The sequence below is a fragment of the Alloyangia mangrovi genome (assembly GCF_002300555.2).
GTDB lineage: Bacteria > Pseudomonadota > Alphaproteobacteria > Rhodobacterales > Rhodobacteraceae > Salipiger > Salipiger mangrovi.
In genome coordinates this window covers 1-16,680 of the sequence record NZ_NTHN02000015.1, presented here as the reverse complement: position 1 = coordinate 16,680, position 16,680 = coordinate 1, and the positions used below count along the sequence as shown (strand labels likewise).

The 16,680-nt window shown below is 69.1% G+C and carries 17 protein-coding genes and 2 pseudogenes; 15 read left to right on the top strand and 4 right to left on the bottom strand.

The window, feature by feature from the left end:
* Positions 1–21: 21 nt before the first annotated feature.
* From CLG85_RS10080 to CLG85_RS10060, 5 genes are read left to right on the top strand one after another with little or no spacing between them, the layout of a single operon-like run.
* Positions 22–417, top strand: a complete 396-nt coding sequence (locus CLG85_RS10080) for a Na+/H+ antiporter subunit C (RefSeq protein ID WP_095882891.1) — start codon at positions 22–24, stop codon at positions 415–417.
* On the top strand, positions 414–2,111 hold the full coding sequence (locus CLG85_RS10075; RefSeq protein ID WP_095882890.1) for a monovalent cation/H+ antiporter subunit D: 1,698 nt from the start codon (positions 414–416) through the stop codon (positions 2,109–2,111). The genes CLG85_RS10080 and CLG85_RS10075 overlap by 4 nt, the downstream gene beginning before the upstream one ends.
* Positions 2,111–2,614, top strand: a complete 504-nt coding sequence (locus tag CLG85_RS10070; RefSeq protein ID WP_095882889.1) for a Na+/H+ antiporter subunit E — start codon at positions 2,111–2,113, stop codon at positions 2,612–2,614. The genes CLG85_RS10075 and CLG85_RS10070 overlap by 1 nt, the downstream gene beginning before the upstream one ends.
* Positions 2,611–2,883, top strand: coding sequence for a K+/H+ antiporter subunit F (locus tag CLG85_RS10065; RefSeq protein ID WP_217989778.1), 273 nt, complete (start codon positions 2,611–2,613; stop codon positions 2,881–2,883). Before CLG85_RS10070 ends, CLG85_RS10065 begins: the two co-directional genes overlap by 4 nt.
* Positions 2,880–3,275, top strand: a complete 396-nt coding sequence (locus CLG85_RS10060; protein ID WP_095882888.1) for a Na+/H+ antiporter subunit G — start codon at positions 2,880–2,882, stop codon at positions 3,273–3,275. Before CLG85_RS10065 ends, CLG85_RS10060 begins: the two co-directional genes overlap by 4 nt.
* Positions 3,276–3,279: 4 nt before the next feature.
* Here CLG85_RS10060 and CLG85_RS10055 read toward each other — a convergent pair.
* Together CLG85_RS10055 and CLG85_RS10050 are read right to left on the bottom strand one after the other, a co-directional pair.
* Positions 3,280–3,827: pseudogene (locus CLG85_RS10055) on the bottom strand (RSP_2648 family PIN domain-containing protein).
* A complete protein-coding gene (locus CLG85_RS10050) occupies positions 3,824–5,020 on the bottom strand; it encodes an RSP_2647 family RNA methyltransferase (RefSeq protein WP_095882886.1) in 1,197 nt (398 codons plus the stop codon). The pseudogene CLG85_RS10055 and the gene CLG85_RS10050 overlap by 4 nt, the downstream one beginning before the upstream one ends.
* Before the next feature lie 148 nt (positions 5,021–5,168).
* Here CLG85_RS10050 and CLG85_RS10045 point away from each other — a divergent pair, with 148 nt between their 5' ends.
* The 3 genes from CLG85_RS10045 (at position 5,169) to CLG85_RS10035 (ending at position 8,618) form a co-directional block, all read left to right on the top strand.
* Positions 5,169–5,858 carry a glutathione S-transferase family protein gene (locus tag CLG85_RS10045; protein ID WP_095882885.1) on the top strand — a complete coding sequence of 230 codons (690 nt, stop codon included), beginning with the start codon at positions 5,169–5,171 and terminating at the stop codon, positions 5,856–5,858.
* A gap of 222 nt (positions 5,859–6,080) precedes the next feature.
* Positions 6,081–7,886: a phosphogluconate dehydratase gene (gene edd, locus CLG85_RS10040; protein ID WP_224845242.1), complete on the top strand. Its 1,806-nt coding sequence runs from the start codon at positions 6,081–6,083 to the stop codon at positions 7,884–7,886.
* A 90-nt stretch (positions 7,887–7,976) separates the two neighbouring features.
* Entirely contained in the window at positions 7,977–8,618 is a 642-nt protein-coding gene (locus CLG85_RS10035; protein WP_260348818.1) for a bifunctional 4-hydroxy-2-oxoglutarate aldolase/2-dehydro-3-deoxy-phosphogluconate aldolase, read from the top strand.
* Positions 8,619–8,761: 143 nt separating this feature from the next.
* On the opposite strand, the gene CLG85_RS10030 is transcribed toward CLG85_RS10035, so the two are convergent.
* Both CLG85_RS10030 and CLG85_RS10025 read right to left on the bottom strand, forming a co-directional pair.
* Positions 8,762–9,019, bottom strand: a complete 258-nt coding sequence (locus CLG85_RS10030) for a hypothetical protein (RefSeq protein WP_260348817.1) — start codon at positions 9,017–9,019, stop codon at positions 8,762–8,764.
* Positions 9,016–11,794: pseudogene (locus CLG85_RS10025) on the bottom strand (bifunctional [glutamine synthetase] adenylyltransferase/[glutamine synthetase]-adenylyl-L-tyrosine phosphorylase). Before CLG85_RS10025 ends, CLG85_RS10030 begins: the two are co-directional and overlap by 4 nt.
* Before the next feature lie 113 nt (positions 11,795–11,907).
* On the opposite strand from CLG85_RS10025, the gene CLG85_RS10020 reads away from it, so the two are divergent.
* The 7 genes from CLG85_RS10020 to CLG85_RS09990 form a co-directional block, all read left to right on the top strand.
* The gene (locus tag CLG85_RS10020) at positions 11,908–12,375 is read left to right on the top strand and encodes a YbaK/EbsC family protein (protein WP_260348815.1); all 468 of its coding nucleotides are present in this window, start codon (positions 11,908–11,910) and stop codon (positions 12,373–12,375) included.
* A gap of 5 nt (positions 12,376–12,380) precedes the next feature.
* Positions 12,381–13,013, top strand: a complete 633-nt coding sequence (locus CLG85_RS10015) for an alpha/beta family hydrolase (RefSeq protein ID WP_260348848.1) — start codon at positions 12,381–12,383, stop codon at positions 13,011–13,013.
* 154 nt (positions 13,014–13,167) lie between these two features.
* Entirely contained in the window at positions 13,168–13,614 is a 447-nt protein-coding gene (locus tag CLG85_RS10010) for a DUF2852 domain-containing protein (protein ID WP_095884100.1), read from the top strand.
* A 152-nt stretch (positions 13,615–13,766) separates the two neighbouring features.
* On the top strand, positions 13,767–14,219 hold the full coding sequence (locus CLG85_RS10005) for an RDD family protein (protein ID WP_095884101.1): 453 nt from the start codon (positions 13,767–13,769) through the stop codon (positions 14,217–14,219).
* Positions 14,220–14,467: 248 nt separating this feature from the next.
* Positions 14,468–15,280 carry an arginyltransferase gene (locus CLG85_RS10000; RefSeq protein WP_095884102.1) on the top strand — a complete coding sequence of 271 codons (813 nt, stop codon included), beginning with the start codon at positions 14,468–14,470 and terminating at the stop codon, positions 15,278–15,280.
* Positions 15,281–15,488: 208 nt separating this feature from the next.
* Positions 15,489–16,091 carry an ImuA family protein gene (locus CLG85_RS09995; RefSeq protein ID WP_260348814.1) on the top strand — a complete coding sequence of 201 codons (603 nt, stop codon included), beginning with the start codon at positions 15,489–15,491 and terminating at the stop codon, positions 16,089–16,091.
* Positions 16,018–16,680: Y-family DNA polymerase (locus tag CLG85_RS09990; protein ID WP_260348813.1), on the top strand; the 663-nt coding region annotated here is incomplete at its 3' end. The genes CLG85_RS09995 and CLG85_RS09990, both read left to right, overlap by 74 nt.

The window sequence follows — 16,680 nt, the reverse complement described above, 5'->3', positions numbered from 1 at the left end:
AGACCGGGGGGGGCCTGATCGATGGAGTTTCTCATTGCGACCACCATCGGCGTGCTGACCGCCGCAGGCATCTACATGGTGCTGCGGCTGCGGACCTTCCCGGTGATCATCGGCACCTCGCTGCTGACCTACGCCGTGAACCTGTTCCTCTTCGCTTCAGGGCGGCTGGTGATCAACGAGCCGCCGATCCTGCGCGGCGGCGTGACGAGCTACACCGATCCGCTGCCGCAGGCGCTGGTGCTGACGGCCATCGTGATCTCCTTCGGCATGACCGCCGTGGTGGTGATGATCGCGCTGGCCTCCTACCTCAACGCCGATGACGACCATGTCGACGAGGCGCGGGAGCTGTCCCGCGAGCGTCGCGCCGGAGAAGACCCTGACACACGACAGGGCGACGAGAAGGAGTCCCGCGCATGATGCACTGGATCATCGCACCCGTGGTGCTGCCCGCGATGATGGCCGCCACGATCGTGCTTGCCGCGCGCTTCCACGAGACCCTGCAGCGGATCTTCTCGGTCGCTTCGGTGGTGGCCACGCTCGCGATCGCCATCGGCCTCTACGCGCAGGCCAGCGACGGCACGGTGACGCTCTATCAGCTCGGCAACTGGCAGGCGCCCTTCGGCATCGTGCTGGTGGCGGACCGGCTGGCGACGACCATGGTGCTGCTTACCGCGGTGCTGGCGCTGCCGGTGCTGGTCTACGCCATCGGCTCGGGCTGGGACCGGCGCGGGCAACATTTCCACGCGCTCTTCCAGTTCCAGATCATGGGGATCATGGGCGCCTTCCTCACCGGTGACGCCTTCAACCTCTTCGTTTTCTTCGAGGTACTCCTGATCGCCTCCTACGGACTCATGGTCCATTCGGGCGGCGCGACGCGCACCCGGGCGGGCGTGCAGTACATGCTCTACAACCTGCTGGGCTCGACGCTGTTCCTGTTTGCGCTCGGCACGCTCTACGCGCAGGCCGGCACGCTCAATATGGCCGATCTTGCGCAGCGCGTGGCGGCGGCGGACGTGGAGAACTCCGCAGGTCTGCGCGTCGCTGCCGTTCTGCTGCTGCTGGTCTTCGCGATCAAGGCGGCGCTGCTGCCGCTGCACTTCTGGCTGCCGTCGAGCTACGCCGAGGCCCCGGCCCCGGTCGCCGCGCTCTTTGCCATCATGACCAAGGTCGGCGCCTATGGCATCATCCGGGTCTACACGATGATCTTCCCGCCCGAGCTGCCGTTGATGTCGGGCGCACACGAGGAATGGCTGCTGCCGCTGGCGCTGGTCACGCTCGCGATCGGCATGGTCGGCGTTCTGGGCACACGCGAGATCGGGCGGCTGGTGGCCTTCTCCGTGATCGGCTCGATGGGCATGCTACTGGCCTCGGTGGCGCAATTCACCCCGGCGGGCATCTCGGCGGCGCTCTACTACGCGCTGCATTCGACACTGGCGACGGCGGCGCTCTTTCTCATCGTCGACGTGATCCGCAGCCGCCGCGGCAGCGTAGCGGGCCAGCTCGAGGCAACGCTGCCCATGGCCGGCGGCGCGCTGGTGGCGGGGCTCTTCTTCATCGCCTCCATCGCCATGACCGGCCTGCCGCCGCTGTCGGGCTTCCTCGGCAAGCTGCTTATCCTCGATGCCGCCGAGGGCGGCGCGCTGATGGGCTGGGTCTGGGCCGTGGTGCTGGGCTCCTCGCTGGTGGCGGTGGTCGGCTTTTCCCGCGCAGGCTCGACGATCTTCTGGAAGCCGCACCAGCTTGCCGTCGAGCAATGCGGTTCGGTGGACGATCCCGAGGACGAACAGGGCGCACGCGAAATACATGACCCCACGGGCGGCAACCGGCCGCTGCCGATGCTGGCCATCGGGTTGCTGGTGAGCCTGCTGGTGGCGCTGACCGTCTTCGCCGGGCCGGTGACGCGGCAGCTCGATGCCACCGCCGCACAACTCTTCGCGCCGCAACCCTATATCTCCACCGTGCTCGACACCCCGGGCAAGGAGATCGTGAAGCACGATGACGACCACGGCGATGCGCATGAGACCAAGCCCGGCGGCCCCGAGCTGCCCGTCGACGAATCCCATGAGCCCGGCACCGAGGCGACCACTGACGACGCATTGGGAGGACACTGATGGCCACGCGTTTCATGCAAAGGCTCTTTCCGCACCCGCTGCTCTCGGTGGCGCTGGTGGTCATTTGGCAGCTGCTGGTCAACGAGCCGTCGATCAACAGCCTCATCTTCGGGGCGATGCTCGGCGTCCTGCTGCCATTCACCACCGCCGCATACTGGCCGAACAGGCCGCAGGTGACCCGACCGTGGAAGCTCATCCCCTACGGGTTGATCGTTGCATGGGACATCATCACCGCCAATGTCACCGTGGCGATGATCGTGCTCTTCAAACCCAACCGTGACATCCGCTCGACCTGGGTCAACATACCGCTCGACATCCGCACCCCCGAGGCGATCACCGCGCTCGCGGGGACCATCACGCTGACGCCGGGCACGGTCTCGGTGGACCTCTCGGACCACGGCCACGCGCTGCTGGTCCATGCGCTCCACGCCGAGGATCCCGAGAAGGTCGCCCGCAAGATCAAGTCCCGCTACGAACGCCGCCTGAAGGAGATTTTCGAATGATTGTCACCTATGCGCTCATCTTCGCCTTCGCCGCCGTGAGCCTGTCGCTGCTGCTGACCATGGTCCGGCTGGTGAAGGGCCCCCGGAGCGGCGACCGTATCCTCGCGCTCGATACGCTGTCGATCAACGCCGTGGCGCTGATCATCCTCGTGGGCATCGCCGGGGCAACGCAGATCTACTTCGAGGCGGCGATCATCATCGCCATGCTCGGCTTCGTGTCAACGGTGGCCGTCGCCCGCTTCGTGCTGAGAGGAGACATCATCGAATGAGCCACGACATCCTCGATATTTGCATCGCCGCGGCGCTGGTCATCGGCGGGCTCTTCACCCTGGTGGGCTCGATCGGCCTTTTGAAACTGCAGGCCCCGATGGCCCGGCTGCATGCGCCGACCAAGGCCTCGACGCTGGGGGTGGGTTCGATCCTGCTCGCCTCGGTGCTCTTTGCCTATGCCTCCGGCGCGCCATCCTACCACGAGCTGCTGATCATCGCATTTCTGTTCATGACGGCGCCGGTCTCGGCCTCGTTCATCGGCAAGGTGCACATCCACCTCGGCCAGAACCGCAAGCCACTGCCGAAACCGGCGCGCGACCGGATCTGGGCCACCGAGGCCAAGCGCGAAGAGGATACGCCGGACGTGCTGGAGATGAAGGCCGACGCGTAGGCGGTCAGCCCGCGGCCTCGAGCGCCTTGCCGAGCCGCGGCAGCCGCGCCTTTTTGAGCAGCCCGCGCATGCTCCAGTCCTCGCCCGAAAGCCGCCGGGCCTCGGCGAGGACCGCCTCGCAGGCCTCCCTGACCTTGCCCGGGTTCGCCTCGCAGAGACCGCGCAGGAACCCATCGGCATCGACTCGGGAAAGTCCCTCCTCGGCGAGGATGTTGCGCGGGAAGTCCTTGGCGTTCTCGGTGACGATGAGATCGGCACTGCCCGAGATGGCGGCGGCCAGCACGTGCAGGTCCGCCGGTCGGGGAGCCAGAGCCGGTCCTCGAGCGCGGGCTGATAGCGCACCTCGGCATTGGGCCAGGCAGCGCGGACCTGGGCGATCTCGCCGCGCGCCTGCACCTCGCCCATCGGGCCGAGCTTGCGCGCCGCGAGGGCCCATTCTTCCAGGATGCGCCCCGACCACAGCGGCTGGTAGAGCCCCTGTGCCGCGACGCCGAGGAGCACCTCGCGCATCACCGTGGGGTAGATCACGCAGGTGTCCAGCAGCACCTTCACAGGCGGAACACCAGCGCCTTCAGGTAGCCCGATTCCGCCAATTGCGGCAGCAGAGGGTGGTCCGGCCCGGCAAAGCCGGTGTGCAGCAGCTGTGCGCGCCGTCCGGCCCGGCCGATGCCGCGAAGGCAGGCGCCGGTGAAGCTCGAGAGATCCGCGGCGTGCGAGCAGGAGCAGAGCACGAGGTAGCCGCCCTCCTCGACCAGCGGAGCCGAGAGCCGCGCGACCTTTTCATAAGCACGCAGGCCGGCCTCCAGCGCGGGCTTGGCGGGGGCAAAGGCAGGCGGGTCGCAAACCACCAGGCCGAAGCGCTCGCCCTCGGTCCCCAGTGCCTCGAGGGTGTCGAAGGCGTCGCCCTGCCGGGTGGCGAAGCGCTCCGCCGCACCCATGCGTTTCGCGCCTTCCTCGGCCAGCGCCAACGCCGAGGCCGAGCCGTCGACCGACAGCGCGCTTGCCGCGCCACCCGCAAGGGCTGCAAGTGCAAAGCCGCCCACGTGGGAGAAGACGTCGAGCATCTTCTGCCCGCTCGCCAGACGCGCTGCGAAGCCGTGGTTCGGGCGCTGGTCGTAGAAGAGGCCGGTCTTCTGGCCGCCGGTGAGATCGGCCATGTAGGTCGCGCCGTTCATCTCGACCGGCAGCGGTGCCTCGGGCGCCTTGCCCAGCAGCACGGCATCGACATCGTCGAGCCCCTCGAGCTGGCGGCCGCGGCCCCCAGCGTTCTTGAGGATGTTCCTGACGCCGGAGACCTCGGCCAGCGCCTCGGCCAGCTCGGGCAGCAGCAGCTCGGCCCAGGCGGCGTTCGGCTGGATCACCGCCGTGTCGCCGAACCGATCGATGATCACGCCGGGCAGCCCGTCGGCCTCGGCGTGGATGAGCCGGTAGTAGGGCGCCGGGAAGAGCCGCTCGCGCAGTTCCAGCGCACGGGTCAGCTTGGCGGCGAGCCAGGCCTTGTCGATTTGTGCCTCGGGGTCGCGGTCGAGCATCCGGCAGATGATCTTCGAGCTCGGCGTCACGCCCACCAGCCCGAGCAGCTTGCGGTCGTTGTCCTCGAGCCGCGCGACGGTGCCGGCGGCGAGGTTCCGGGTCCGGCGGTCAACCACCAGTTCGTTGGCATAGACCCACGGATAGCCGCGGCGCAGCGTCTGCGGTTTGGCCTTGGGAAGGAGACGGACGGTGGGGAGATCGGGCTGTGTCATCTCGCCCCTTTAGCGCCGCTCGGGTGCCTTGGAAAGCATCTTCGGAGCCGCGCGCTGCAGCCCTGCCATGCAACTTCGGTCGAGAAGGCTTGCCACGGGCGGCGCGAGGCCCGAGTATTCCCTCTGCCGATCCGAGGAGGGAGCCGCCTTGAGACTGACGCTCTATTCCCATCCGCTTGCCTCTTACTGCCACAAGATCCTGATTGCGCTCTATGAAGCTGGAACCGTCTTCGAGACGGTCACGGTGGATCTCGGCGATCCGGCCCAGCATGCGCGGCTCCTCGGTCTCTGGCCGGTCGGCAAGCTGCCTGTGCTGCAGGACACCGAGCGGAACGTGACCCTGCCCGAGGCGACAATCATCATCGACTACCTGGACCGGGTCTTCCCCGGGCCGCAGCCGATGCTGCCCGCCGACCCCGACACCTGCCTGCAGGCGCGGCTCTGGGACCGGTTCTTCGACCTCTACGTGCAGGGGCCGATGCAGAAGATCGTCTTCGACAGTTTCCGCCCCGAGGACCAGAAGGACCACCTGGGCGTTGCCGAGGCCGGAGAGCAGTTGCGTCAGGCCTACGCGATGATCGAGCGGCACATGACGGGGCGGGTCTGGGCAGCCGGGGAGCATTTCTCGCTTGCCGAGTGTTCCGCCGCGCCCGCACTCTTCTTTGCCCGCATCCTGCAGCCCTTCGACCCCGCGCAGACCGCGCTCGATGCCTATTTCGAGCGGCTCCTGCTGCGACCCTCCTTCAGCCGCGTCCTGATCGAGGCGCAGCCCTGGTTCGAGAGTTTCCCGTTCCGCGACCGCATGGACGCGCGCTTTCAGCCCTCCGTCCCGACCTGAGGCCGGAGGTGGCATCGCCCAGCCCTACCGGCCATGGCACGCGCGGGATCAACGGAGACCAGTGCTGACCATCGCCCCGGCGCATCGCCCCATTTTCGCGCGCGCGCCTCTGCGCGGACATCTGCCGCGCCCTGGCATCTTTACTGATAGCGCTAACCGCGTTACATCCTGCTCAAGGACGCCAGACCGGGCCGACCCCGGACAGCGAAAGGAGCCCCTCTCATGTCGCTCAACGCCACCATCGCCAAGGTCACAGCCGAGATCGAGGCCCGCTCGGAAACCCTCCGCGGCACCTATCTCGACCGCATGCGCCGCGCCGCCGAGGAAGGCCCGCGCCGCGCGCATCTGACGTGCGGCAACCAGGCCCACGCCTATGCCGCCATGGGCGCCGACCAGCCCGCGCTCGCCGAGGGGCGCGCGCCGAACCTCGGCATCGTCACCGCCTACAACGACATGCTCTCGGCCCACCAGCCCTACGAGCGCTACCCCGAGCTGCTGCGCAGCGCGGCGCGTTCGGTCGGCGGCACGGCGCAGGTGGCGGGCGGGGTTCCGGCCATGTGCGACGGGGTCACCCAGGGTCAGGTCGGCATGGAGCTCTCGCTCTTCTCTCGCGACGTGATCGCGCTCGCCGCAGGGGTGTCGCTCTCGCACAACACCTATGACGCGGCCGTCTACCTCGGCGTCTGCGACAAGATCGTGCCCGGCCTCGTCATCGCCGCGGCCACCTTCGGCTATATCCCCGGCCTCTTCCTGCCCGCCGGACCGATGACCAGCGGTTTGCCGAACGACGAGAAGGCCAAGGTCCGCCAGCAATATGCCACCGGCGAGGTCGGCCGTGACAAGCTGATGGAAGCCGAGATGAAGAGCTACCACGGCCCCGGAACCTGCACCTTCTACGGCACCGCCAACTCCAACCAGATGCTGATGGAGTTCATGGGTCTGCACATGCCGGGCAGCTCCTTCATCAACCCGAACACCCCGCTGCGCGACGCGCTGACCGAGGCCGGGGCGAAACGCGCCCTGGCGATCACCGCGCTCGGCAACGAGTACCGCCCGGTCTGCGACGTGCTCGACGCCAAGGCCTTCGTCAACGGCATCGTCGGGCTGATGGCCACGGGCGGCTCGACCAACCTCGTGCTGCACCTGCCCGCGATGGCGCGCGCCGCGGGCGTGGCGCTCGAGCTGTCGGACTTCGACCAGATCTCGCAGGCGGTGCCGCTGATGGCCAAGGTCTACCCGAACGGCCTGGCTGACGTGAACCACTTCCACGCCGCGGGCGGGCTGCAGTACATGATCGGCGAGCTGCTGGATGCGGGCCTCATGCACGAGGACGTCAAGACCGTCGCCGGCGACGGCATGCGCCTCTACACGCAGGAGCCGAAGCTGAAAGACGGTGCCATCGTCTACGAAGATGCCCCGCGCGAGAGCCAGAACGACAAGATCCTGCGCCCCGCCTCGGACCCGTTCCAGAAGTCGGGCGGGCTCAAGCAGATGATCGGCAACCTCGGCCACGGCATCATGAAGATCTCGGCGGTGAAACCCGAGCATCATGTCGTCGAAGCACCGGTGCGCATCTTCCACGACCAGGCGCAGGTGAAGGACGCCTTCAAGGCTGGCGAATTCACCTCGGACACCATCGTCGTGGTGCGCTTCCAGGGGCCGAAGTCGAACGGCATGCCCGAGCTGCACAGCCTGACGCCGACGCTGGCGGTGCTGCAGGACCGCGGCCTCAAGGTGGCTCTGGTCACCGACGGGCGGATGTCGGGCGCGTCCGGCAAGGTGCCCTCGGCGATCCACGTCTGCCCCGAGGCCGCCGACGGCGGCCCGCTCGCCAAGCTGCGCGACGGCGACATCGTCCGGCTCGATGCCACAACCGGCACGCTGCAGTGCCTCACCGAAGGCTTCGACGCCCGCGAGAACGCCACGGCGGACCTCTCGGGCAATGGCCACGGCGTCGGGCGCGAGCTCTTCGAGGCCTTCCGCCGAAACGTCGGCCTTGCCTCCAACGGCGCGGCGGTGGTCGTCTGACCACGCCTCGCGCTTGCCCTTCCGGCATTTCGAAAATAACCCTGACGCGACCCATCCGCTTCCAGTGACACCCAGACAAAGGCCCCGCCCATGACCCCCCAGGACGCCAGCCGCGCCAACGAAGCCCTCTGCAAGCTCGCCCCGGTGATCCCGGTGCTGGTGATCGACGACGTCGCCCACGCCCGGCCGCTGGCCGAGGCGCTGGTCGCCGGTGGCCTGCCGGTGCTGGAAGTGACCCTGCGCACGCCGGTGGCGCTGGACGCGATCCGCGAGATGGCGAAGGTCGAGGGCGGTGTCGTCGGTGCGGGCACGCTGCTCACGCCCGAGGACGTGACCGCAGCCGTCGCGGCTGGTGCGAAATTCGGTGTCTCGCCGGGCGCCACCGACCGCCTGCTGGACGCCTGCGAGGCGGCGGATCTGCCGCTGCTGGCCGGCGCTGCCACCGCCTCCGAGGCGATGGCCCTGCTCGAGCGCGGCTACACGGTGCAGAAGTTCTTCCCCGCCGAGGCGAATGGCGGCGCCCCCGCGCTCAAGGCCATCGGCGCGCCGATCCCGAAGGTGAAGTTCTGCCCCACCGGCGGCGTCAGCATGAAGAACGTCGGCGACTACCTGTCGCTGAAGAACGTGCTCTGCTGCGGCGGCTCCTGGGTCGCGCCGAAGGAGCTGATGCAGGCGGGCGACTGGGACGGTATCGTGGCGCTGGCCCGCGAGGCGGCGGCGCTGCCGCGCTGAGCCCGGCGTTGCAGCGCCGCCCCCGCCCGCGCCGCTCCCCCCGGGATACCTTCCGGCCTGGAAGAAACGCCCGCCTCCAGGCTTCTTCTCTTTCCTAAATACGCGCGCCGCAGGCGCTTCCGGCGCAGCCGGGACCTCTCTGCTCAGGGACGCCGCGCGGCGCGGCCTCCGCGGCGACGTCGCAATACGGGAGTGCGGCCCTCGGCCAAGACCTGCGTCATCGGGTGACCCGGCGTGCCGTGGCGCGCCAGAAGGGCCTCGAGCGCGGCCCGCGGCTCCTCCGACTCGGGCAGCGACAGCGCCCAGTCAAGGAAGATCGCGCGGCACTCCTCGAGGCTGATGCCCTCGATCCGGTAGGCCTCGGCGATCAGCGCCTTGGGATCGAGCGCGTCGCCCTTCATTCCGCGGGCACCGGCAGGGCGGCGTCGATGATCGCGGCGGCGCGGGTGGTCATCTCGTCCAGCTTCGCGCGCAGGGCCTCCCGGCCCTCGACCCCTGCCAAGCTGGTGAGGAAGCTGCAGCCGCCGGCTCCCAGCTCGCCGGGATCGAGCCTGCCCTCGGTGATCAGCCGCGCGCCGATCTGCAGCGCCCAGCAGAGGCGGTAGGTGGCGGCGAGGTGATCGGCCTCGCCTCGGCCCAGCCAGCCCTCCTGCGCCGCCGCGGCGAGGCCGCACGCGGTGCGCCGCGGCGCCTGGCCCGAGAGCAGTGCCCCCGCCTGACCGACCAGCTCGATGTCCTGCATCCGCCCTTGCCCGAGCTTCGGATCCCAGGGATCGCCTGCGCCCTTGGCGGCGGCGATGCGGGCGCGCATCTTCGACAGCTCGGCCAGCACCTCAGCGCGATCGCGCGGGCCGGCCAGCAGCTCGTGCCGCCGCGCCTCGACCTCGGCTGCGAGATCCGCCGGGCCCGCCACTACCCGCGCGCGGGTCAGCGCCAGGTGCTCCCAGACCCAGGCGTCCGTGCGCTGGTACTCGGTGAAGGCGGCGAGCGAGGTCGCCACCGGCCCCTGGTTGCCCGAGGGGCGCAGGCGCATGTCGATCTCGTAGAGCTTGCCTTCGGCCATCGGCGCGGTCATCGCGGTGATCAGCGCCTGGGTCAGCCGGGCGTAATAGGTGCGCGCGGGCAGCGGCCGCCTGCCCTCGGAGGCCTCGACCCCGCCCGCGTCGTAGATGACGATGAGATCGAGGTCCGAATGCGCGTGCAGCCGCCCCGCCCCGAGGCTGCCCATACCGACCACCACCGCGCCGCGGCCCGGGGCGCCCCCGTGCTTGCGGGCGAATTCCGCCTGCACCGCGGGGGTCAGGGCGGCGAGCGTCGCCTCGGCCAGCTCGGCGTAGTGCTTGCCCGCCTCCTGCGGCTCGGAGATGCCGCGCAGCAGGTGCACACCGATGCGGAAGTGCCACTCGTGCTGCCAGCGCCGGGTGAAATCGAGCTGGCGCTCGTAGTCCTCCTCGCGATCGAGCCGCTGCGCAAGATCGGCGGTGAGCGCCGCGACCCCCGGCCAGGGAGCAAAGAAGTCGCCGCCGATCACCGCGTCGAAGACCTGCGCGTTGCGCGACAGGTGCAGCGCCAGTTCGGGCGACACCGAGACGATGTCGACCAGCAGGTCGACGAGCTGCGGGTTGGCCTCGAAGAGCGAGAAGAGCTGCACCCCCGCCGGCAAACCGGCAAGGAAGCCGTCGAAGGCAGAGAGCGCCTCCTCGGGGCGGGCGGCCCGCCCGAGGCGGTTGAGGATCTCGGGGCGCAGGCGGTTGAAAATCTCCACCGCGCGGCTGGAGCGCAGCGCCGGGTAGCTCGGCCAGCGCGCCACCAACGGGCTGTCTTCCAGCGGCGAGGCGGCCGCGGGCTCGCTGCGGCTTTCGGGGGCGAAGAAGCCCTCGGTCAGCTCGTGCACCTCCTCGAGCCGGGTCCTGAGCTCGGTCTTCAGCTCGGCAAGGTCGCGGCCGCAGAGCGCGGCGAGCCGGGCAAACCCCTCCTCGCTGCCGGGCAGCGCGTGGGTCTGGGCGTCCTGCACCATCTGGATGCGATGCTCGATCTCGCGGTGCGCGCGGTAATGGTCCGTCAGCGTCTCGGAGACCTGCTGCGGCACCCAGCCGGTCTCGGCCAGCACCTGCAGCCCCGGCACCGTGCCGCGCACCCTGAGCCGCGGATCGCGGCCCCCGGCGATGATCTGCCGGGTCTGGGTGAAAAATTCGATCTCGCGGATGCCGCCGCGGCCCAGCTTCATGTTGTGCCCCGGCCAGGGTGATCGGCCCCGAAAGCCCCTTGGTCTCGCGGTAGCGCAGGCGCATGTCGTGGGCGTCCTTGATCGCGGCGAAATCGAGGTGCTTGCGCCAGACGAAGGGGCGCAGGGATTCAAGAAAGCGCGCACCGGCCTCGGGATCGCCGGCGCAGGGCCGGGCCTTGATCCAGGCGGCGCGCTCCCAGGCGCGGCCAAGGCTCTCGTAGTAGCGCTCGGCGGCCTCCATCGCCATGCAGACCGGGGTGACGGCGGGATCGGGGCGCAGCCGCAGGTCCGTGCGAAAGACGTAGCCTTCGCCGGTCAGGTCGTTGAGCGTGGCGCTCATGCGCTTGGTGGCACGGATGAAGGAGGCGCGGGCCTCGTGGAAATCGTCGCGGTCGAAGCGGGTCTCGTCGAAGAGGCAGATGAGGTCGATGTCGGAGCTGTAGTTGAGCTCTCCCGCCCCCATCTTGCCCATGGCAAAGACCACCATGCCCCCGGCCATGGCAATGTCGTCCTCGGTGGCGCCGGGCAGCTTGCCGCGTTTCACCTCGCGCGAGATCGCGTCGCGCAGGGCAATCTGCGTCGCGAGGTCGGCGAAATCGGTGAGGGTGCCGGTGACCTGCTCCAGCGGCCAGGCGCCGCCAAGGTCCGCGAGCCCGACCAGCAGCGCGACCCGGCGCTTGGCCTCGCGCAGCGGCACGCCGGGGTCGCCCTCGGTGTTGCGCAGCACGTCGAAGAGTTTGGCCAGCGCGGCTTGCGGCGCCTCGACAGCGCCTTCGAGCCAGGCGCCCTCCTTGCGGATGAGACCCGCGAGATAGGGGCTGGAGCCGCCCGTCCCCTCGATCAGATCGGCAATCGCACCCGACGCCCAGGGCACGGCGGCGCGGGCCTCTTCACCGAGGGCGGGTTCGAAGGGGCGCGGCAGGCGGGTGATCGCATCGGCAAGGCTCATGGCGGCAGATGGCCACGGTTGCGCGCATTGTGCAATGCCATGTGGCATGCGGTGGCTTGCCGCGCCGCCGCACGGGCGGCTATGCCTCGGGGCGACAGAGACGGGAGACGATCATGAGCAAGAGCCTGAAACGTGTGCGCGCGGCGCTGGAGGAGGCCGGGCTGCCGGTGGAGATCCTGGAGGTGGAGAACGCCCGCACCGCGCAGGAGGCGGCCGAGTCGGTGGGCTGCGCGCTCGACCAGATCGCCAAGTCGATCATCTTCCGCGCCGAGCAGAGCGGCGCGGCGGTGCTGTTCCTGACCGCGGGCGGAAACCGGGTCTGCGCCGAGAAGGCCTCGGCGCTGGCGGGCGAGCCGCTGGGCAAGGCGGATGCGGCGCTGATCCGCGGCCAGACCGGCTTCGCCATCGGGGGCGTCTCGCCGGTCGGGCACCTCACGCCGATCCGCGCCTGGATCGACCCGCGGCTGCTGGAGTTCGACCATGTCTGGGCGGCGGCAGGCACGCCGCGGCACCTCTTCGCGCTCGACGCGCATGTGCTGCCGGGGCTGACCGGCGCGGTGGCGGCGGAGTTCACCGAGTGACGGGCGTGGAATTCCTTGTCGACGGTGACGCGCCCGGCCGCCCGACCCTGCTGCTCGCCCATGGCGCGGGCACGGCGATGGACAGCGATTTCATGGCGCGCTTGGCGGCGCTTCTGGCCAGCGAGGGACTGCGCGTCGTGCGCTTCGAGTTCGGCTACATGGCGCAGCGGCGCGCGGGTGGCTCCAAGCGCCCGCCACCGAAGGTGGAGCTGCTGCAGGAGGAATACCGCGCGGCGATCGAGGCTCTGGCCTGCGACGGCCCGCTGTTCATCGGCGGCAAATCCATGGGAGGGCGGATCGCGAGCCTCATTGCCGATGATCTCTTTGCCTCGGGCAGGATCGCCGGGCTGGTCTGTCTCGGTTACCCGTTCCACCCCACCGGCAAGCCCGAGACGCTGCGCACCGAGCATTTGGCGGCGCTGCGCACGCCCGCGCTGATCTGTCAGGGCACGCGCGATCCCTTCGGCACTTGCGAGGAGATGGCGGGCTATGCGCTCTCGGAGAGCATAGCCCTGCATTGGCTCGAGGACGGCGATCATGACCTCAAGCCGCGCAAGAGCGTGAGCGGGCTGAACCACGACGACAATCTTACGGGCGCCGCGATGGCGGTTTCGGATTGGGTGGCACGGACGCGCTAGGCGCGCGCCCAGCGCGGCGGGCCCCGCGAAAAAATCGCCCAGCGCGAAAAATGTAAAAACCTTTCACATCACCCCTTGAAGGAGACTGGTCGAATACCGATCTTCGGTAATGTGAAGAGCATTCACATCAACCCGGACCGAAAGGACACGACCCATGACCGCCGCCTCGCAGCACTACACCCAGCCCGCCAACCCCGGCTGGTTGCGCCGTGCCGAGTTCTGGCTCGACCAGCGGGGCAGACCCGCGTGGATCGTCGCCATGATCCTCGGTTTCATCTTCTTCTGGCCGATCGGCCTTGGCCTGCTGGCCTACATGATCTGGAGCAAACGCATGTTCGGAAAATCCTGCCGCAATCGCCACAGCACCCGTCACACCGCGTTCCATCAAGGCTTCAACGCCATGCGCCCGAGCGGCAACGCCGCTTTCGACGCCTACAAAGCCGACACGCTGCGCCGTCTCGAGGACGAGCAGAAGAGCTTCGAGGACTTCCTCCAGCGTCTGCGCGAAGCCCGTGACAAGGCCGAGTTCGACCAGTTCATGGACGAGCGTGACCGCAAGGCCCGCGATGAGCGCGAAACGGGCGAGATCGAAAACGCCTGATCGCCGCGATCGCATATCGCCATGGCCCAGCCCGGGCCATGGCCTCCTCTTCGGGACCCTGCCCTCTGGACATCTAGGGGCATCATCCCCACCTGCCCCGTAACCCAAAGCACCTGACCCCGCCCGAGACGGACAGCCCGAGCGAGAGAGACATGTACCCCAACGCGACCTATTCCCAGCTACCCGACCCGGTGCGCCAGCGTGCCTTCTATGAGAGTGTTGCGCTCAAGCGCGGCATGGCCTGGGTCATCGACACGATGATCGTCGCCGTTCTGGTGTTCATCGCCCTTTTGTTCACCGCTTTCCTTGGCGTGTTCATCTTCTTCGCCATCTGGCTCGTGGTCAGCTTCGGCTACCGCGTGGCGACGCTGGCTACCGGCTCGGCGACCTGGGGCATGCGGCTCATGGCCATCGAGTTCCGCGACTGGCAGGGCCAGCGCTTCGGGCTGCCGCAGGCGCTGCTGCACACGCTGGGGTATACGGTTTCCGTGTCCTTCGCGCCGCTGCAGATCGTGTCGATCGTCTGCATGCTGGCCACCGAGCGCGGCCAGGGCCTGACCGACCTTGCCCTCGGGACCGTGGCGCTGAACCGCCGCGCCGTCTGACACCGCGCCAGTTCTGTAAGTCATGAGGGGGCTTCGGCCCCTTTTCTTTGCTATGCGGCTTGGACGTGAGGGCCCCTGCGTGCCAGTTGTAGGGCGCGTCGGGGTCTCAGGGCCATGCGCCCTTCGGCGATCTTTCGCGCTCGCCTTCTCCCAAGATCGTGATAGCTGCATATGTAAGATGAGGTGGGGTTGGCGACTGACCCTTTCGTTGTTACGTTTTTCTTTCAAACAGCTCGGACGGTTCCGAAATGCGCCACTCGCTGCCCCTTGCGCCGCAATTCTACGTCACGGCGCCGCAACCCTGCCCCTACCTGCCGGGCCGGATGGAGCGCAAACTGTTCACTGCGCTGCAGGGGGACAGCGCGGAGAAGCTCAACGACAGCCTCTCCAAGCAAGGGTTCCGCCGTTCGCAGAACGTGCTCTACCGCCCGTCCTGTTCCGAGTGTTCCGCCTGCCTCTCGGCGCGGATCGACGTGCGGCGCTTTGCGCCCTCCAAGAGCCAGCGCCGGTCGCTGAGGCGCAATGCCCACCTGCACCGCCGCGCCTCGAGCCCCTGGGCCACCGAGGACCAGTTCGAGCTCTTCCGCCGCTACCTCGACGCGCGCCACGCCGACGGCGGCATGGCCGACATGGACATCTTCGAATTCGCCGCGATGATCGAGGAGACGCCGATCCGCAGCCGCGTTGTCGAATACACCGACGGCGCGCGCGGCGACCTCGCCGCGGTCTGCCTCACCGACGTGCTCGATGACGGGCTGTCGATGGTCTATTCCTTCTACGACCCCGAACTGCCCAAGTCCGGGCTCGGCACCTGGATGATCCTTGATCACATCGACATCGCCCGCGACGCGGGGCTGCCTTATGTCTACTTGGGCTACTGGGTGCCCGGCTCTCCGAAGATGGGCTACAAGGCGCAGTTCTCGGCGCTCGAGATCTACCGCCGCGGCCGCTGGGAACCGATGCGCGGGGATGACGACTATGCCTCCGAGACCCATCCGCTGAGCACCGACCCGATTGCCGAGCAGGTGGCGAACATCTCCCTTCCCGACAGCCGGGGCTGAGGCCAGGGCCACGAGGCTTGGAGGATCGCTGCGCGATCCTGCCTCCGGCGGGGATATTTCTGCCTAGAAGAACGGCCGGGCGCGGCGCCCTGTCTTCCGGCGGGAGCACGATCCCCCGTGGAGGGCCGTCCGATGCTTCCCTCCGGCTGAATGTTCTGGCAATGTTCTCACTCTACCCCCTCGTATCGACTCTGCTGCCACTGTCCCCATGCGTTCCCTGCCCGCCAGCGCGCCTCTTGCCGAGGCTGATCCCCTCGCCCTCTGCCCCGCCCGGGTGCACGAGGCCGAGGGGCGTGCGCGGCGCGGCTTCGCGCTCTTCCAGGCGACGCGCCATGCGGGGCCGCTGATCTGGATCCTGCCGCGCCATGCGCCGCAGACCCCGCTGCTGCGCGGCCTGCCCGAGGGCCTTGGCGCGCGGCTGCTCCTGGTCCGGACGCAAGGCGAGACCGATCTGCTGTGGACCGCCGAGGAGGCGCTGCGCTGCCCCGCCGTGGGGCTGGTGGTGGCCGAGCCGGGAGAGCTCCTGTCGCTCACCGCCGGACGGCGGCTGCAGCTGGCCGCCGAGGCCGGGCGGACCACCGGGCTGATGCTCATCCAGAGCGGCCAGGGCAGCAATGCCGCCGAGACACGCTGGGCCTGCGAACAGCTTCCCAGCCGCGCGGCGGACTCGACTCTGCAGCACTGGGAGCTTATCAAGAACAAAAAGGGAACACTTAAACTCTGGACCGTGGATTGGCGTGGCGAGACGTCTGCTTTCCATCTGGTTTCCGCGGCTGGCGAGCGACACGAGCCTGCGGAAACGCCCCGTTGAGGGGCCCTTTGCCCTGACCCTGCGGTCGGGCAATTCCGATCATCTGCATTGCGTCTCGCCGCTGGCGCAGGCGCATGGGCTGGCGCGCGGCATGGCGCTGGCCGATGCCCGCGCCATCTGTCCCGATCTCGCCACCCGCCCCGCCGATCTCGCGCGCGAGGCGGCGGCGCTCTCGGGCGTGCGCCGCTGGGCCGGGCGCTACGCGCCGCTGGTGGCCCGCGACGGCGTCGACGGGTTGATCGCCGACATCACCGGGGTGCCGCATCTCTTTGGCGGCGAGGCGGCCTTGCGCGCCGATCTGCACGACAGGCTCGACCGCGTGGGACTGGCAGCCCAGAGCGCCATCGCCGGCACCCGCGGCGCGGCCCATGCGCTGGCCCGCCACGGCGGTGGCCTGCTGCCCGAGGGCGCGCTGGCCGAGGGGCTGGGGCCGCTGCCGGTCTCGGCCCTGCGCATCGACCATGAGACCGCCGCCACGCTCTCGCGCGTCGGGCTCTCGCGCATCGCCGATCTGGTGCACCTGCCCCGCGCGCCGCTGGCGAAACGCTTCGGCCCGGCGCTGGTGATGCGGCTCGGACCAGGCGCTCGG

Coding starts and splice junctions, on each gene's coding strand:
- CLG85_RS10080 (WP_095882891.1), top strand. CDS start 22: ATGGAGTTTCTCATTGCGACCACCATCGGCGTGCTGACCGCCGCAGGC.
- CLG85_RS10075 (WP_095882890.1), top strand. CDS start 414: ATGATGCACTGGATCATCGCACCCGTGGTGCTGCCCGCGATGATGGCC.
- CLG85_RS10070 (WP_095882889.1), top strand. CDS start 2,111: ATGGCCACGCGTTTCATGCAAAGGCTCTTTCCGCACCCGCTGCTCTCG.
- CLG85_RS10065 (WP_217989778.1), top strand. CDS start 2,611: ATGATTGTCACCTATGCGCTCATCTTCGCCTTCGCCGCCGTGAGCCTG.
- CLG85_RS10060 (WP_095882888.1), top strand. CDS start 2,880: ATGAGCCACGACATCCTCGATATTTGCATCGCCGCGGCGCTGGTCATC.
- CLG85_RS10050 (WP_095882886.1), bottom strand. CDS start 5,020: ATGACACAGCCCGATCTCCCCACCGTCCGTCTCCTTCCCAAGGCCAAA.
- edd (WP_224845242.1), top strand. CDS start 6,081: ATGTCGCTCAACGCCACCATCGCCAAGGTCACAGCCGAGATCGAGGCC.
- CLG85_RS10035 (WP_260348818.1), top strand. CDS start 7,977: ATGACCCCCCAGGACGCCAGCCGCGCCAACGAAGCCCTCTGCAAGCTC.
- CLG85_RS10030 (WP_260348817.1), bottom strand. CDS start 9,019: ATGAAGGGCGACGCGCTCGATCCCAAGGCGCTGATCGCCGAGGCCTAC.
- CLG85_RS10020 (WP_260348815.1), top strand. CDS start 11,908: ATGAGCAAGAGCCTGAAACGTGTGCGCGCGGCGCTGGAGGAGGCCGGG.
- CLG85_RS10010 (WP_095884100.1), top strand. CDS start 13,168: ATGACCGCCGCCTCGCAGCACTACACCCAGCCCGCCAACCCCGGCTGG.
- CLG85_RS10005 (WP_095884101.1), top strand. CDS start 13,767: ATGTACCCCAACGCGACCTATTCCCAGCTACCCGACCCGGTGCGCCAG.
- CLG85_RS10000 (WP_095884102.1), top strand. CDS start 14,468: ATGCGCCACTCGCTGCCCCTTGCGCCGCAATTCTACGTCACGGCGCCG.
- CLG85_RS09995 (WP_260348814.1), top strand. CDS start 15,489: ATGCGTTCCCTGCCCGCCAGCGCGCCTCTTGCCGAGGCTGATCCCCTC.